General features: G+C 75.8%; 1 protein-coding gene (cut by a window edge). It reads left to right on the top strand.

Going from position 1 to position 17,559, the window contains the following annotated elements; genetic code table 11:
• A protein-coding gene (locus AB0F15_RS32620; protein WP_360278817.1) for an SDR family NAD(P)-dependent oxidoreductase crosses the window boundary here: on the top strand, positions 1 to 17,559 show its 3' portion. It extends 17,436 nt beyond the left edge of the window; only the last 17,559 of its 34,995 coding nucleotides appear in the window; its start codon lies beyond the left edge, outside the window; its stop codon occupies positions 17,557 to 17,559.

Genomic DNA, 17,559 nt, shown 5'->3' with positions numbered 1-17,559 from the left:
CCGGCCACCCCGCCCGGCGACGCCGGGCCGGTCGTGCCCCTCGTGATCTCGGCCCGCTCGGCCGACGCACTGGCCGCGCAGGTCACCCGCCTCGCCACCGGCCTCGACGACGACCTCGGCGCGGCCGCCTGGTCGCTGCTGACCACCCGCGCGCTCTGGGAGCACCGCGCGGTGGTGCTCGCCGTCGACCGCGACGACGCACTCACCCGGCTGCGCGACTTCGCGAGCGTCACGCGTGGTGCGGTGGACCCCGCCACCAGCGGCGTGGGTTTCCTGTTCACCGGTCAAGGCGCGCAGCGGCCGGGCATGGGACAGGAGCTGTACGAGACGTTCCCCGCGTACGCCGAGGCGTTCGACGAGGTCCGCGCCGAACTCGACCGCCACCTCGAGCGGCCGCTGGCCGAGGTGCTCGGCACCGAGCTGATCCACCGGACCGACTACACGCAGGCCGGCCTGTTCGCGGCCGAGGTGGCGATGGTGCGGCTGCTGGCCTCGTTCGGCGTGCGGCCGCGCGTGGTCACCGGGCATTCCCTCGGCGAACTGACAGCCGCCCACGTGGCCGGGGTGTTCTCGGTGGCGGACGCGGCGCTGCTGGTCGCCGCCCGGGGCCGTCTGATGCGGTCCCTGCCGCCGGGCGGGCGGATGGTGGCCGTCACGGCCGCCGAAGCCGACGTCACCCCGCTGCTGGGCGACGGGGTCTGGCTCGCGGCGGTCAACGGCCCGCGGTCCGTGGTGCTCTCGGGGGAGTCCGGTGCGATTCGCGCGGCCGCGGAAACGTTGTCGGGGCGCGGTTTCCGGACGACCGAGCTGGCCGTCGAGCACGCGTTCCACTCCGGACTGGTCGAACCGGTCCTCGCCGAGTTCGCGGAGATCGCGGCTGCGGTGGCGTACCACGAGCCGGCCGTGCCCGTGGTGTCCACTGTCTCCGGTGGCCTGGCCGGGGCGGAGCTGTGCACACCCGGGTACTGGGTCGAGCAGATCCGGCGGCCCGTGCGCTTCGGCGACGCCCTCTGCACCGTAGCCGCGCAGGCCGTGGCCGCCGTCCTCGAGGTCGGCCCGGACGCGGCGCTGACCGCCTTGGTCGAGCCGCCGCTCGCCGCGGTCGCGCTGAGCCGCCGCGAGCGACCGGAGCCCGCCACGGCCCTGGCCGCGCTCGCGGAACTGTTCGTGCGTGGCGTCGATGTCGACTGGACACCGCTGTTCCCGGACGGCGCGCGACGAGTCGTGCCCGTCCCGACGACGGCGTTCCAGGACCGGCACTACTGGCTCGCCCAGACCGCACCCACGGACGTCGCGGCCGCCGGGCTGCGGCCGGTGGGGCACCCGCTGCTGGGCGCGGTGGTCGAGGACCCGGTGTCCGGCGCCGTCGTGCTGACCGGACGGCTGTCCCGCGCCGCCGCCGGGTGGCTGGCCGACCACGTCGTCGCGGGCAAGGCCGTCGTGCCGGGCACGGCCGTGGTCGAGCTGGCCCTGCGGGCCGGCGCCCAGGCCGGTACCCCCCTGCTGCGGGAGCTGGTCCTGGCCGCCCCGCTGCCGCTGGACGCCGTCCGGCAGCTGCACGTCGTCGCGGGGCCGGAGCAGGACGGACGCCGTCCGGTGACCGTGCACTCCCGCCGCGAAGGCGAGAGCGAGTGGACGCAGCACGCGACCGGCTTCCTCACCGCCGGCGAACCGACGGCGGCCGAGCTGCCGGAGTGGCCGCCCGCCGGCGCCGAACGTCTCGACCTGGACGGCTTCTACGATCTCCTCGCCGCCCGCGGGTATGCCTACGGCCCGGCGTTCCGTGGCGTGACCGCGGCGTGGCGACGCGGCGACGAGCTGTTCGCCGAGGTCACGGCCGATCCGGCGGACGGCTTCGTGGTGCACCCGGCGCTGTTCGACGCCGCCCTGCACGTCCTGGCCCTCGACGCCGGTGACACCGTCGCCCTGCCGTTCGCGTGGCAGGACGTCGCCGTCCACTCGGCCGCCCCGGCGGCGCGGGTGCGGATCCGGCCGGCGGCGGCCGGGGTCGCGGTGGACCTGGCCGACGCCGCGGGGACCCCGGTGCTGTCCGTGGGCACGCTGCTCAGCCGCTCGATCCCCACCGTGGCCAACCGGATGTTCGCGGTCGACTGGACCACACCGGACCTCGACGTGGCGCCGGAGAGTCCGATGTGGACGATCACCGATGCCGCCGGCCTCGACGGCGTGCCCGCGGAGACGCCGTGGGTGGTGCTGCGGATTGCGCCCGGCGAGTCCGCCGCGCAGGCCCGCTCCGCCGTGACGACCACGTTGGCCGTCCTCCAGGCCTTCCTCGGCACCGGGAAGCGGCTCGCCGTCGTCACCGGCCTCGACGACCCGGTGGCTACCGCGGTCGGCGGACTCGTGCGCAGCGCCCAGGCCGAGCACCCCGGCCGGATCGTGCTTGCCGCCGGTGACGTCCACAGCGGTCACCTCGACGCGGCCGTCGCCCGCGGGGAGACCGAACTGGCGGTCCGCGACGGCCGGATCGAGGTGCCGCGGCTGGTGCGGGAGCCCGCCGAAGCGGCGGTGGTCTCCGAACCCGGCACGGTCCTCATCACCGGCGGCACCGGCATGCTCGGCGCCGTCGTCGCCCGACACCTGGCGCGGGTCCACGGCGTGCGCGGGTTCCTGCTCGCCTCCCGGCGCGGACCGGCGGCCGAGGGCGCCGGTGCACTGGCGGCCGAACTGCGCGGTCTCGGCGCACGGGTGGACGTCGTCGCCTGCGACACCGCCGACCGCGCGCAGGTCGCCGCGCTGCTGGCCCGGGTGCCCGCCGACACGCCCCTGACCGGGGTCGTCCACGCCGCCGGGGTCCTCGACGACGGCGTGGTCACCGCGCTCGACGAGGCCCGGGTGGACACCGTCTTCCGGCCCAAGGCCGAGGCCGCCGCGCACCTCGACGAGCTGACCCGCGACGCGGACCTGGCTTTCTTCGTGCTGTTCTCCTCGGTCGCCGGCGTACTCGGTGGGGCGGGGCAGGGCAACTACGCGGCGGCCAACGGGTTCCTCGACGGGGTCGCCGCCCGGCGGCGCGCCGCCGGGCTCCCGGCGGTGTCGCTGGCGTGGGGTCTGTGGCGCGGGGAGCGCGGGCTGAACGCGGGGGCGGACACCGCGCGGCTGGCGCGGCTCGGTTTCGGCACCCTCGACGCCGAGACCGGGATGGCGTTGTTCGACGCGGCACTCGGTGCGGCGCGGCCGGTGCTGGTGCCGATGGTGTTCGACGTGGCCGCCGTCCGGGAAGCCGGGATGGTACCGCCGGTGCTGCGCTCGCTCGCGGGCGCGGCCGAGGCCGCCGCGCCGGAAAGCGCGCGTGAAGACCTGGTCGAGCTGGTGTGCGCGGAGGCGTCGGTGGTGCTCGGGGGCGGGTCGGTCGCCCCCGGCCGGGCGTTCCGGGACCTGGGCATGGATTCCCTGGCGGCGGTGGAGCTGCGCAACCGGCTGGCCGCCGCGACCGGCCTCGAACTGCCGCCTACCGTCGTCTTCGACCACCCGACCCCGCTGCTGCTGGCCGGGTTCCTGCGTGGCGCGGCGGACACGCCCGAAGAGCCCGTGGCCGCGGCGCCGGTGGATGACCCGATCGCGATCGTCGGCATGGGCCTGCGGCTGCCCGGCGGGGTGGACAGCCCGGAAGCGCTGTGGGACCTGGTGGCCGGGGGAGTCGATGCGGTGACGCCGTTCCCGGCGGACCGCGGGTGGGACGTCGACGCCCTCTATGACCCCGACCCGGACGCGCCCGGCAAGTCCTACACCCGCTCCGGCGGCTTCCTGCACGACGCGGGCCTGTTCGACCCCGGCTTCTTCGGGATCTCCCGCCGCGAAGCACTGGCCATGGACCCGCAACAGCGACTGCTGCTGCAGACGTCTTGGGAGGCGCTCGAACGCGCGGGCATCGCACCGGACTCGCTGCGCGGGCACCGGGTCGGCGTCTTCACCGGCCTGATGTACCACGACTACGCGACCGCCGACGAGGGCCTGGAAGGCATGCTGGGCGCGGGTTCGGCGGGCAGCGTCGCGGCCGGCCGGGTGTCGTACGTGCTCGGCGTGCACGGACCGGCCGTCACCGTGGACACCGCCTGTTCGTCGTCGCTGGTCGCGATCCACCTGGCCGCGCAGTCGCTGCGGTCGGGCGAGTGCTCGATCGCGCTGGCCGGCGGCGTGACGGTGATGGCGACCCCGGGGGTGTTCGTCGAGTTCTCGCGGCAGCGCGGGCTTTCGGCCGACGGCCGCTGCAAGTCCTTTTCGGACGACGCGGACGGCACGGGCTGGGGTGAAGGCGCCGGAGTGGTGGTGCTGCAGCGCCTCTCCGACGCAGTGCGCGAAGGCCGTGAAGTCCTCGCCGTCGTGCGAGGCACGGCGGTCAACCAGGACGGCGCCTCGAACGGCCTCACCGCCCCGAGCGGCCCGGCCCAGCAGGCGGTGATCCGGCAGGCACTGGCCAACGCGGGCGTCGCACCATCCGAGGTGGACGCCGTCGAAGCGCACGGCACCGGAACCCGCCTCGGCGACCCGATCGAGGCGCAAGCCCTGCTGGCGACCTACGGCGCCGACCGCGAGACGCCGTTGTGGCTCGGGTCGCTCAAGTCCAACATCGGGCACGCCCAGGCGGCGTCCGGGGTCGCGGGCGTCATGAAGATGGTGCTCGCGATGCGGCACGGCGTGCTGCCGCCGACCCTGCACGCGGACCGGCCCTCGACCCGGGTCGACTGGACGGCCGGATCCGTCCGGCTGCTCACCGAAGCCCGCGAGTGGCCGGCGGAGGACCGGCCGCGGCGCGCGGGGGTCTCGTCGTTCGGCGTCAGCGGGACCAACGCGCACCTCGTGCTCGAAGAGGGTGTCCCGGTCGACGTCGTCATCGCCGAGAGCGCTGCGGTGGTGCCGGTCGTGGTGTCGGCTCGCTCGGCCGACGGCCTCACCGAGCAGACCGTTCGCCTGGCCGCGGCCCTCGATCGGGCGCCTGGGCTGGGTCCGTTCGCCTGGTCGTCGCTGCGGTCGCGGGCGCGGTGGGAGCACCGCGCGGTGGTGCTCGCCGGCCGCGCAACGGACGCGGCCGAAGCACTGCGGGCCGGAACCGCGATCCGCGGGGAGGCCGACCCGGCGCGGCGCGGCGTCGCGCTGGTCTTCAGCGGGCAAGGCGCGCAGCGGCCGGGGATGGGCCGGGAGCTGGCGGCGCGGTTCCCGGTGTTCGCGGCGGCGTTCGACGAGGTCTGTGCCGAGTTCGACCGCCACCTCGACGTGCCGCTGCGGGAGGCGATCGCCTCGGAGCTGGTGCACGACACGCAGTACACGCAGGCAGGCCTGTTCGCCTTCGAGGTCGCGGTGGTCCGGCTGCTGGAGTCGTTCGGGCTGCGGCCGCGCGCGGTGGCCGGGCATTCGCTCGGGGAGCTCACGGCCGCGTACGTGGCCGGGGTGTTCTCGCTCCCGGACGCGGTGCTGCTGGTCGCGCACCGCGGGCGCTTGATGCGAGACCTGCCGCCCGGGCTGATGATCGCGGTCGAGGCGGCCGAAGCGGCCATCGAGCTTCCCGACGGCGTCTGGCTGGCGGCGGTGAACGGCCCGTCATCGGTCGTCCTGTCCGGCGAAGCTCCGGCCGTCCGCGAGCTGGCGGGCTCGCTCGGGGTGCGGACGCGGGAGCTGCCGGCCCGGCAGGCGTTCCACTCGGGACTGGTCGAGCCGATGCTCGCGGAGTTCGCCGAGGTGGCCGCCCGCATCGAGTACCGCGAACCGGCGCTGCCGCTGGTGCCCGGGACCGCCGTCGGGACACCGGAGTACTGGGTCGGCCAGGTCCGCCGGACCGTGCGGTTCGGCGACGCCGTGACGGCCCTGCTCGACCGCTCGGTCGCGGGCGTGCTCGAGGTGGGACCGGACGCCGTCCTGGCCCCCGCGGTGGCCGCGGTGGCGGACGGCCCGGCGGTGGCCGCGCTCGCCCGTCGCGGCCGCGATGAAGTCACGACCTTCCTCTCGGGGCTCGCGGAAGCCTTCGTCCACGGCGCCGACGTCGACTGGACGCCGCTGTTCCCGCCGGAGCAGCGGGTCGTCGTGCCGCTGCCGGTGACGGCGTTCCGCCGGGAGCGCTTCTGGCTCACCCGCCGTGCGGCCGACCCGGCCGGCCTCGGCCTGGACGGCGTGCGGCACCCGGTGCTGCGTGCGGCCGTCGAGGACCCGGATACCGGCGGTGTCGTCCTGACCGGCCGGCTGTCGCTGCCGTGGCTGACCGAGCACACGGTCGGCGGCGTCCCGCTCCTGCCCGGCACGGCCCTGGTCGACCTCGCCGTCCAGGCCGGCGACCGGCTCGGCCTCCCGGTCGTGCGGGAACTGGTCATCGAGGCGCCCCTGGCGGTCACCGGAGCCGAGCCGCAGCTGCGAGTTTCCGCCCGGCCCGGCGGCGCGGTGTCGATCCACTCCCGCACCGGCGACGGGCCGTGGACCCGGCATGCGAGCGGCACGCTGGCCGAGACCGGCCCGCCCGCGCCCGTCTTCCCCGCGTGGCCCCCGGCCGGTGCCGAAGCCCTGGACGTGACGGACTGCTACCCCGCACTGGCCGAGCGCGGGTACGGCTACGGCCCGCTCTTCCGGGGCCTGACCGCGGCTTGGCGGCACGGCGACGAGCTGTACGCCGAGATCGCGCTGCCCGAGGACACGGACAGCGCCGGCTACCCGATCCACCCGGCGCTGTTCGACGCGGCACTGCACGTCGCCGCCCTCACCGCCGACGCGGCGGAGGTACCGTTCGCGTGGCGGGACGTCGTGGTCCACGCCGAGGGCGCGACGGCCGCGCGGGTCCGCCTCCGCCCGGACGGCACCGGCGGAACGGCGCTCGACCTCGCCGACCCGGCCGGGGCACCACTGCTTTCGGTGGGTTCGCTGGCTACCCGGCCCGCGGCCGCCCCGGCTCCGCGGGACGTCTTGTACACAGTGGACTGGCAGCCCGCGCCACCGTCCACAGCGGACCCGGTGCCGGCCGTCGTGGTGACCGGCCCGGCGGACCTGGCCGAGGTCGAACCCGGCACGCCGGTGCTGTTCTCGCCGGTGCGGTCGGCCGACGCACTCGAAGTCCTGCAGGCGTTCCTCGCCGACCCGCGCCGCACCCGCCTGGTCGTGCTGACCCGCCACGCGGTCGGCGACGGCGACCTCGACCCGGCCGCGGCCGCGGTGTGGGGCTTGGTGCGCTCGGCCCAGGCGGAGCACCCGGGCCGGTTGACGTTGGTGGACCTCGGCGACGAGCCGGCGCCGGGTGACCGGTGGCGGGAGCCGGTCGAGGACCAGTGCCTGCTCCGCGACGGGCAGCCGTGGGTCCCGAGGCTCGTCCGCACCGGACCGGCGGAGACCGGCCCGCGGCCGCTCGACCGGGACGGCACCGTCTTGATCACCGGTGGCACCGGTGGCCTGGGCGCGCTCGTCGCCCGGCACCTCGTCGCCCGGCACGGCGTCCGCCACCTCCTCCTCGCCTCGCGCCGGGGCGAAGCCGCGCCGGGCGCGGCCGAACTCCGCGCCGACCTGCAGGCGCTCGGCGCCCGGGTCGACGTCGTCGCCGGGGACGTCGGGGACCGCGCGCACGTCGCCGAACTCCTCGCGCGGGTTCCCGCCGACGCCCCGCTGACGGCCGTGATCCACGCCGCCGGGGTGCTCGACGACGGCGTAGTCACCGCGCTGGACGCCGGGCGGCTGGCCACCGTCTTCCGCCCGAAGGCCGACGCCGCCGGGCACCTCGACGAGCTGACCCGCGGGCACGATCTCGCCGCCTTCGTGCTCTTTTCCTCCCTCTCCGGCGTGCTCGGCGGTGCCGGGCAAGGCAACTACGCCGCGGCCAACGCCGCCCTCGACGCCCTCGCTGTCCGCCGCCGGGCCGCCGGACTGCCTGCGCAGTCCCTCGCCTGGGGACTCTGGGCCGGGGACGGGCTCGGCTCGTCGGCGGATTCCGCGCGCCTGGCCCGGGCGGGCATCCGTGCCCTCGACCCCGAGCACGGGCTCCGGCTGTTCGACGCCGCGCTCGCCGCGGACCGGCCGGTGGTCGTGCCCGCCGCCTTCGACGTCGCGGTGCTGCGGGAACACGCCAAGACCGGGCACCTTCCCGCCCTGCTCTCCGACCTCGCCGGGCCGGTGCGCCGAACGGCCGCGAAGCGGGTGACCGCCACCGATGCCGCCGGGCTCCTCGCGCTGGTGCGCCGGGAGGCGGCCGCCGTACTCGGGGCGGGGACCACGATCAGCGCGACGCGGCCGTTCCGGGAAGCCGGGTTCGACTCGCTCACCGCCGTCGAGCTGCGCAACCGGCTCGCCGCCGCCACCGGCGTCACCCTGCCCGCGACCGCCGTCTTCGACTTTCCCAGCCCGGCCGAGCTGGCCGGGCACCTCGCCGGCGAGACCGCGCCCGCCACCCCGGAACCGGCCGCCCCGGCCGACGAACCGATCGCGATCGTCGGCATGGGCCTGCGGCTGCCCGGCGGCGTGCGCACCCCCGACGACCTCTGGGACCTGCTCACCGGCGAAACCGACGCCATCTCCGGGTTCCCCACCGACCGCGGCTGGGACATCGACGCGCTCTACGACCCCGATCCGGATGCGCCGGGCAAGTCCTCCACCCGTTCCGGCGGCTTCCTGCACGACGCCGGGCTGTTCGACCCGGGCTTCTTCGGGATCTCCCGCCGCGAAGCCCTGGCGATGGACCCGCAGCAGCGGCTGCTGCTCCAGACGTCGTGGGAGGCCCTGGAGCGCGCCGGGATCGCCCCCGATTCCGTGCGCGGCCGCGAGATCGGCGTCTTCACCGGCCTGATGTACCACGACTACGGCACCGGCGCGCAGGACCCGGCACTGGAAGGGATGCTCGGCACCGGCGCGGCCGGGAGCGTCGCGGCCGGGCGGGTGTCGTACGTGCTCGGGCTGCGCGGGCCCGCCGTCACCGTCGACACGGCGTGCTCGTCTTCGCTGGTCACGATCCACCTGGCCGCCCAGTCACTGCGGTCCGGGGAATGTTCGATGGCGCTCGCCGGTGGGGCGACGGTGCTGGCGACGCCCGGCGTGTTCGTCGAGTTCTCCCGGCAGCGCGGCCTCGCCGCGGACGGCCGCTGCAAGTCCTTTTCGGACGACGCGGACGGCACCGGCTGGGCCGAGGGCGTCGGAGTCGTGGTGCTGCAACGGCTTTCCGACGCGCTGCGCGAAGGACGTGACGTCCTCGCCGTCGTGCGGGGCACCGCGGTCAACCAGGACGGGGCCTCCAACGGCCTCACCGCGCCGAACGGGCCCGCGCAGCAGGCCGTGATCCGCCGCGCCCTCGCCAACGCGGGTGTTGAACCGTCCGAAGTGGACGCGGTCGAAGCGCACGGCACCGGAACCACCCTCGGTGACCCCATCGAAGCCCAAGCGGTCCTGGCGACCTACGGCGCCGGCCGCGAGACGCCGTTGTGGCTCGGGTCGCTCAAGTCGAACATCGGGCACACTCAGGCCGCGGCCGGCGTCGCGGGGGTCATGAAGATGATCCTCGCGATGCGGCACGGCGTCCTGCCGCGCACCCTCCACGTGGCCGAGCCGACGTCCCGGGTGGACTGGACGAGCGGAGCCGTGCGCCTGCTCGATCGGGCCCGGCCGTGGCCCGCGCGCGACCGGCCGCGGCGTGCCGGGGTGTCGTCGTTCGGGGTCTCCGGCACGAACGCCCACCTCGTCCTGGAAGAAGGGCCGCCGCCCGGCCGGCCCGAGCGGGTGGCGGGCACCGCGCCGCTGGTCGTCACCGCCCGGTCCGCGGCCGGGCTCGTCGAGCAGGCCGCGCGGCTGGCCGGCGTCGTCGACGACCACGTCGGCACCGCCTGGTCGCTGATCCGCACCCGCGCCACCTGGGAGCACCGCGCCGTCGTCCTCGGGGAGCACGCCGCCGAAGCCCTGCGTGACCTCGGAGAGCACGCCGATGTCGTCACCGGTGTCGCCGGCCCGGACGCACCGATGACGTGGGTGTTCCCGGGGCAGGGGGCGCAGTGGGCCGGCATGGGCCGGGAGCTGTGGGCGGCGAACCCGGTGTTCGCGGCGCGGATGGCTGAGTGTGAATCGGCTTTGTCTCCGTATGTGGCGTGGTCACTGTCCGAGGTGGTTCGTGGTGGTGGCTCGCTGGATGCGGTGGACGTGGTGCAGCCGGTCTCGTTCGCGGTGATGGTGTCGCTGGCCGCGGTGTGGGAGTCCTTCGGGGTGCGGCCCGACGCGGTGGTTGGCCATTCGCAGGGTGAGATCGCGGCTGCGTGCGTCGCGGGTGCGTTGTCGCTGGAGGACGCCGCGCGGGTGGTGGCGGTGCGCAGCCGGATCATCGGGCAGCGGCTGGCCGGTCCCGGCGGCATGCTGTCGGTGGCACTGGGCGAGCACGACGTCGACCTGCCCGACGACGTCGAGGTCGCGGCCGTGAACGCGCCGTCGGCCGTGGTGCTCGCCGGTGCCGGCGATGCCCTCGACCGGCTGGAGAAGGTCTATCGAGAACGGGAAGTCCGGGTCCGGCGGATACCCGTCGACTACGCCTCGCACACCGCTCAGGTCGCCGGGATCGAAGCCGAGCTGACCGCCGCGCTCGACGGCGTCACCGCGGCCACGCCGGAGGTCCCGTGGTACTCCACAGTGGACGGAACGTGGGTGACCGAGCCGCCGGTGCCGGGGTACTGGTACCGCAACTTGCGTGGCACGGTCCGGTTCGCCGACGCCGTCCGGGCACTGGCGGCCGACGGGCACCGCGTGTTCCTCGAGACCGGCACCCACCCCGTGCTCGGCCCGGCCCTGCGGGAGACCCTGGACGATGCCGGCGCACCGGACGCGCTGGTCGCCGGGACCCTGCGCCGCGACCAGCCCGACTGGCCGCGGTTCCTCCGGTCCGCGGCCGAGCTGTTCGTGCACGGCGTCGCCGTCGACTGGACCGGCGCGTTCCCCGGCGACCGGCCCGCGCTCGTCCCGCTGCCGACCACCACGTTCCAGGAAGAACGCTTCTGGCTGCGGTCCGTGCCGCCCCTCGCCGACGACGGCTTCTGGGACGCCGTCGCGCAGGAGGATCTCGCCGCCTTCATCGGCTTGGCCGAGGAAGACCGGGAGCGTCTGCGCGCCCTGGCGCCCGGCCTGACCCGCTGGCGCGACACCCGCCGCGCTTCGACGACCACCGCGTCGTGGCGTTACCGCGTCGACTGGATCCGGGTACCCGAGTTCGCCGGGACCGGCCGGTGGCACGTGGACGGCGATCCCGGCCTCGCCGAAGCGCTGCGGGCCGAGGGAGCCGAGATCACCGAGACCGCCGCTGACGGCGTGCTCGTGAGCGCGGCCGACGCCCGCACCGCACTGCCCCGCATCCAGGCCGCGCTGGCCACCGCCGGCGGCCGCGTCTGGGCACTGACGCGCGGGGGGACCGGTGCCGCCCAGGTGCACGGCCTCGCCCGCACCGCGGCCCTGGAGCACCCGGACCGCTGGGGCGGTTTCGTGGATCTCCCCGACGGCCTCGACGACACCGCCGCCCGCCGCCTCCTCGGCGCGCTCCACGGGCGCGAAGACCAGGTCAGCGTGCGTGCCGACGGCGTCTACGCGCGGCGGCTCGTCCGGGCCGGGCCGCCGTCCGGGCCGGCTTGGCACCCGCACGGGACCGTCCTGGTCACCGGCGGCACCGGGGGAGTCGGCGCGCACGTCGCGCGCTGGCTCGCCGAATCGGGGGCCGGGCACCTCGTGCTGCTCAGCCGCCGCGGGGCGGCCGCCCCCGGCACGGACGAGCTGGCCGCGGCGATCGAGGCCGCAGGCGCTCGCGTGACCTTCGTCGCGGGGGACGTCGCCCACCGCGAGACCGTGGCCCGCGTGCTCGAGGAGCACCCTCCGGACGCGGTGTTCCACGCCGCCGGTGTCCCGGGTGCGGTCACGGCCATCGCCGGCTGCACGGCAGAAGCCCTCGAAGAAGTCCTGGCCGCCAAGGTCACCGGCGCCCGCCACCTCGACGAGCTGCTGGGCGACCGGCCGCTCGACGCCTTCGTGCTCTTCTCCTCGGCCGCCGCGACCTGGGGCGCGGCGGGCCAGGGCGCGTACGCGGCGGCCAACAGCCACCTCGACGCGCTCGCCGAGGCACGGCACGCCCGCGGGCAGGCCGCCCTGTCGGTCGCCTGGGGGGCCTGGGCCGGTGGCATGGCCGACGGCGCCGGGTTCGCCCGCCGCGCGGTGCTCACCATGGCACCGGACCTCGCGCTCTCGGCCCTGGAAGACGCCCTGCGCGACGGCCGGCCCACCGCGGTCGTCGCGGCTGTCGACTGGACCCGGTTCGCGCCGCTGTTCACCGCGGCCCGGCCGAGTCCCCTGCTGGACGGCATCCCCGGAGCCGTTCAGGACGCGCCCCAGGCCGACGAGCCGGCCGCTGACGCCCTGCGCTCGAAGCTGCGGGAGCTCGACCGGCCCGCCCGGATCGGCGAGCTGACCCGGCTCGTCCAGGCCCGGGCCGCGGCCGTGCTCGGTGAGCCGGACGAGCTCCCGGCCGCCCGCGCGTTCCGCGACGCCGGCTTCGACTCGCTCACCGCGATGGAGCTGCGCACCCGGCTGTCCGCGACGACCGGGCTCGCCTTGCCGGTGACCGTCGTGTTCGACCACCCGGACCCCGCGGCGCTCGCGGACCATCTGCACGACGAGCTCTTCGGCGCCGCCACCGGGCCGGTCACGACCACGGTGGCCGCGGCCGCGGACGACCCGATCGTCATCGTCGGCATGGGCGTGCGCCTGCCCGGCGGGGTCGACGGCCCGGAAGCGCTGTGGGAGCTGCTTTCCGCGGGCACCGACGCGGTCGGCGAGTTCCCCACCGACCGCGGCTGGGACGTCGAGGCACTGTACGACCCGGTGCCCGGTACGCCCGGCAAGACCTACAGCCGCGCCGGCGCGTTCCTGCGCGACGCCGCGTTCTTCGACCCCGGCTTCTTCGGGATCTCACCCCGCGAAGCCCTGGCCATGGATCCGCAGCAGCGGCTCCTGTTGCAGACGTCCTGGGAAGCGCTGGAAAGCTCCGGCGTCGACCCGGCTTCGCTGCGGGGGGAAGACGTCGGCGTCTACTTCGGTGGGGCTGTGCTCGGCTACGGTGCCGCGCAGGCGTCCGACGACCTCGCCGGCTACGCGCTGACCGGCTCGTCGTCGAGCGTGCTGTCCGGCCGGGTGTCCTACACGCTCGGGCTTCGCGGCCCGTCCGTCACCCTCGACACGGCGTGCTCGTCGTCGCTGGTGGCGCTGCACCTGGCGACCCGCGCGCTGCGGTCGGGAGAATGCTCGATGGCACTGGCCGGTGGCGCCACGGTGATGGCGACCCCCGCCGCGTTCGTCGAGTTCTCGCGGCAGCGGGGGCTCGCGGCCGACGGCCGGTGCAAGTCCTTTTCCGACGATGCCGACGGCACGGGCTGGGGCGAGGGGGTCGGGGTGCTCGTGCTGCAGCGCCGCTCGGACGCGCTGCGCGACGGCCGGGAGATCCTCGCCGTGGTGCGCGGCACGGCGGTCAACTCCGACGGCGCGTCCAACGGCCTCACCGCCCCGAACGGGCCGGCCCAGCAGGCGGTCATCCGCCGGGCACTGGCCGACGCCGGCCTCGAACCGTCCGAAGTGGACGCCGTGGAAGCGCACGGCACCGGGACGACGCTCGGCGACCCGATCGAGGCGCACGCGCTGCTCGCGACCTACGGCGCCGATCGCGAGGCGCCGCTGTGGCTGGGCTCGCTGAAGTCGAACGTCGGGCACACGCAGTCCGCGGCCGGTGTTGCCGGCGTCGTCAAGGTGGTGCTGGCGATGCGGCACGGCGTACTGCCGAAGACCCTGCACGCGGACCGGCCCTCGACCCGCGTCGAGTGGGAAACCGGCGCGGTGCGCCTGCTCACCGAAGCCCGTCCCTGGCCGGAGGCGAACCGGCCACGCCGGGCCGGGGTCTCCGCCTTCGGGGTCAGCGGCACGAACGCCCACGTCGTGCTCGAACAGGGAACCGTCCTCGAACGACCCGAGCCCCCGGTCGCGGAACCCGTGCCCCTCGTCGTGACCGCCCGTACCGCGGAGGCACTGGGCGAGCAGGCACAGCGGCTGGCCCGCGCCGCCCTGCCGGTCGCGTCCGCGGCCAAGTCGCTGCTGCAGGCGCGGGCACGCCGGGAGCACCGCGCAGTCGTCTTCGCCGCCACCCCGGAGGAGGCGGCCGAGCGCATGGCCGCTTTGGCCGGCCCGAAGGGGATCGCGGCCGCCCGCGCACCGGAGGTCGCGTTCGTCTTCACCGGCCAGGGCGCGCAACGGCCCGGCATGGGACAGCAGCTGTACGAGGCGTTCCCGGTGTACGCGGCCGCGTTCGACGAGGTCTGCGCGGAGCTGGATCGCCACCTCGACCGCCCGCTCGCCGAGGTGCTCGGCACGGAACTGGTCCACCGCACCGACTACACCCAGGCGGCGCTGTTCGCGCTGGAAGTCGCGCTCGTACGGCTGCTGGCGTCGTTCGGCGTCCGGCCCGCGGTGGTGGCCGGGCACTCGCTCGGCGAGCTGACCGCGGCGCACGTCGCCGGCGTGTTCTCCTTGGCGGACGCCGCGAAGCTCGTCGCCGCGCGGGGCCGCCTCCTGCGGGCGCTGCCGGACGGCGGGGCGATGGTCGCCGTCGCGGCGTCCGAAGCGGACGTCCAGCCGGTGCTCGGCGACGGGGTCTGGCTGGCGGCGGTGAACGGCCCGGAAGCCGTTGTCCTTTCGGGTGAAGCACAAGCCGTACACGCGGCCGCGGCGTCCCTCGGGGTCCGGATGAGCACGCTGAACGTCGACCGCGCGTTCCACTCCGGGCTCGTCGAACCGGTGCTCGCGGAGTTCGCCGAAGCCGCCGAGACCGTCACCTACGCGCCACCGGCCATCCCGCTGGTGTCCGGCGTCACCGGTGAAGTGTCCGAAGTGGACTCGGCCGGGCACTGGGTTCGCCAGGTGCGCAGCCCCGTCCGGTTCGCCGACGTCGCCCGCACGCTGCTCGGCCGGGGCGCGGTGATCGTCGAAGCCGGCCCGGACGGCGCGCTCGCCGCGGCGATCCGGCGCGAGGTGGCGGTGCCCGCCTTCGCCCTCACCCGCCGCGACCACCCGGAGCGCGAAACCGTGCTCACCGCTCTCGCCGAGCTGTTCGTCCGGGGCGTGGACGTCGACTGGGCGCCGGTCGTGCCGGACGCCCCGCTCGTCCCGCTGCCGCCGACGGTCTTCGCGCGTGAGCACTACTGGCTGCTGCCCGAGTCCGACGACAGCGGCCTCCACGACTGGCGCTACCAGGTCGAGTGGGTGCCGCTGCCGGACCTTCCCACGCGCCGGCCGAAGGTCCGGGTCATCGGCGACGACGACCTCGCGGCCGTCCTCGGCGACGCCGAAAACCCCGACGTCGTCCTCGTGCGCGCCACCGACGCCGCGAGTGCCCTGCCGGTGCTGCGGCCGCTGCTGGCGCAGGACGGCCCCCGTGTGTGGGTGCTGACTTCGGGCGCGGTCGGTACCGGGGGCGCAGACGTGCCGTCCGACGCGGCCGCCGCGCAGGTGTGGGGCCTCGGCCGGACGGCGGCGTTGGAGCACCCGCAACGCTGGGGTGGTCTCGTCGACGTCACGGCCGACCTCGACGACGAAGGCGTGCGCCTGCTGCTCGCGGTGCTGGCCGGTCCGGAGGACCAGGTTGCCGTCCGCGCGTCCGGGGCATACGGCCGCCGGCTCGTCCCGGCGGACCGCGTGCCTACCGGTCCGGAGTGGACACCCCGGGGCACGGTCTTGGTGACCGGGGGTACCGGTGGGGTCGGTGGGCACGTCGCGCGGTGGCTGGCCGGTGCCGGCGCCGAACACCTGGTGCTGATCAGCCGCCGCGGCGAGGAAGCGCCCGGCGCGACCGGACTGGCGGCGGAGATCGAGGCGTCCGGGGTGCGGGTGACCCTCGTCGCCGGCGACCTGGCCGATCGCCCGACCGTGGCCGAGCTGGTTTCGGAATACCCACCGGACGCCGTCGTGCACGCCGCGGGTGTCTCGGGCGGAGCCGCGACGATCGCCGGCTGCACGCCCGATGCGCTGGCGGAGGTGCTGGCGGGCAAGGTCGCCGGCGCGCGTCACCTGGACGAACTGCTGGGTGATCGGCCGCTGGACGCGTTCGTGCTGTTCTCGTCGGTCGCCGCGACGTGGGGTGCGGCCGGCCAAGGCGCGTACGCGGCGGCGAACAGCCACCTCGACGCGCTCGCCGAGATCCGGCGGGCCCGGGGCCGGGCGGCGCTGTCGATAGCGTGGGGCGCCTGGGCCGCGGACGGCATGACCACCGAGCAAGACGCGCGCGAGCACCTCCGGCGGCGCGCGGTCCGGATGATGGAGCCCGGCGCGGCGTTGCACGCGCTGCGTGCGGCGCTGCGCGAACAGCGGGCCACGGCGGTGGTGGCCGACATCGACTGGCCGCGGTTCGCGCCGATCTTCACCGCGGCCCGGCCGAGCCCGTTGCTGGATGGAGTTGCCGCGGCCGGTGCCCGGACATCGCCCGACGTGGCGGGCTCTTGGTCGGCGAGGCTGGGGAAGCTTGCGTTCCCGGAGCGCATCGAGGCGCTGACCGGGCTCGTCCGGGCCGAGACGGCGGCAGAACTGGGCCACCCGGACGCGACCGCGGTGCTCGCCGACCGGCCGTTCCGGGAGCTGGGTCTGGACTCGCTGACCGCGGTGGGCCTGCGCGACCGGCTCGCGGCCGGCACCGGGCTGAGTCTCACTGCCGCCCTCGTCTACGACCACGCCACCCCGGCGGCGGTCGCACGCCACCTTGCTCCGCGGCTCGAAGCCGAAACTGCACCGGACGGCACCTTGGGTTCGGTCTACCGGGCCCTGGCCGAACGCGGCCTGAACGACGAACTGCACCGCTTCGGTCTCGGCGCGGCCGCCCTGCGCGAGCGGTTCCAAGGTGGCGAGACCGCGCGGGTGGTCCGGCTGCGCGACGGGGACGGCGTGCACGTGATCGGCGTGCCGCCGGTGACGGCGTTCGACCACGTGCTGAACTTCGCCGAGCTGGGCCGGCACCTGCCCGGCCCGGTGTCGGTGGTCGTGCCGCCGGGCTACCAGCAGGGCGAGCGGCTCGCCCCCTCCCTGACGGCGCTGGCCGACGTGCTGGCGGCCGCCGTCGTCGAGGAAGCGGCCGGGAAGCCGTTCGCCCTGCTCGGTATTTCGGCGGGAGGGCTCCTCGCCCACACGATCACGGCCCGCCTGGAACCGGGTGGGACGGCGCCGGTGGGGGTCGTCCTGCTGGACAGCTACCTGCCGGATTCGCTGTCCCGGCGGCTGGCACGAGCACTGGTTTCCGGGGCTGCCCGGACGCCTGCGGCCCGCTATGACGACCCGTCGATCACGGCGGCGTCGGCGTACACGGAACTGCTGCGTGAGTGGCGGCCGGCCGAGGTGGCGACGCGCACGCTGGTGCTCCGCCCGGCGAAGGCGGTCCCTCCACAACCCGGCGAGGCGGATCTGACCCGGGCCGAGTGGGCAACTACGTGGCCGCTGCCGCACGAAGTGGCGGAGGTGAGTGGAGACCATTTCACGATGAGCTCGCGCTTCGCCGCGGAGACCGCGGAGGTGGTGTGCCGCTGGCTTTCGCGGTGA

Origin of the sequence: Amycolatopsis sp. NPDC026612 (genome assembly GCF_040638285.1) — a bacterium.
In the GTDB taxonomy this organism is placed as follows: domain Bacteria; phylum Actinomycetota; class Actinomycetes; order Mycobacteriales; family Pseudonocardiaceae; genus Amycolatopsis.
This window is presented reverse-complemented; position numbering and strand designations above follow the sequence as displayed.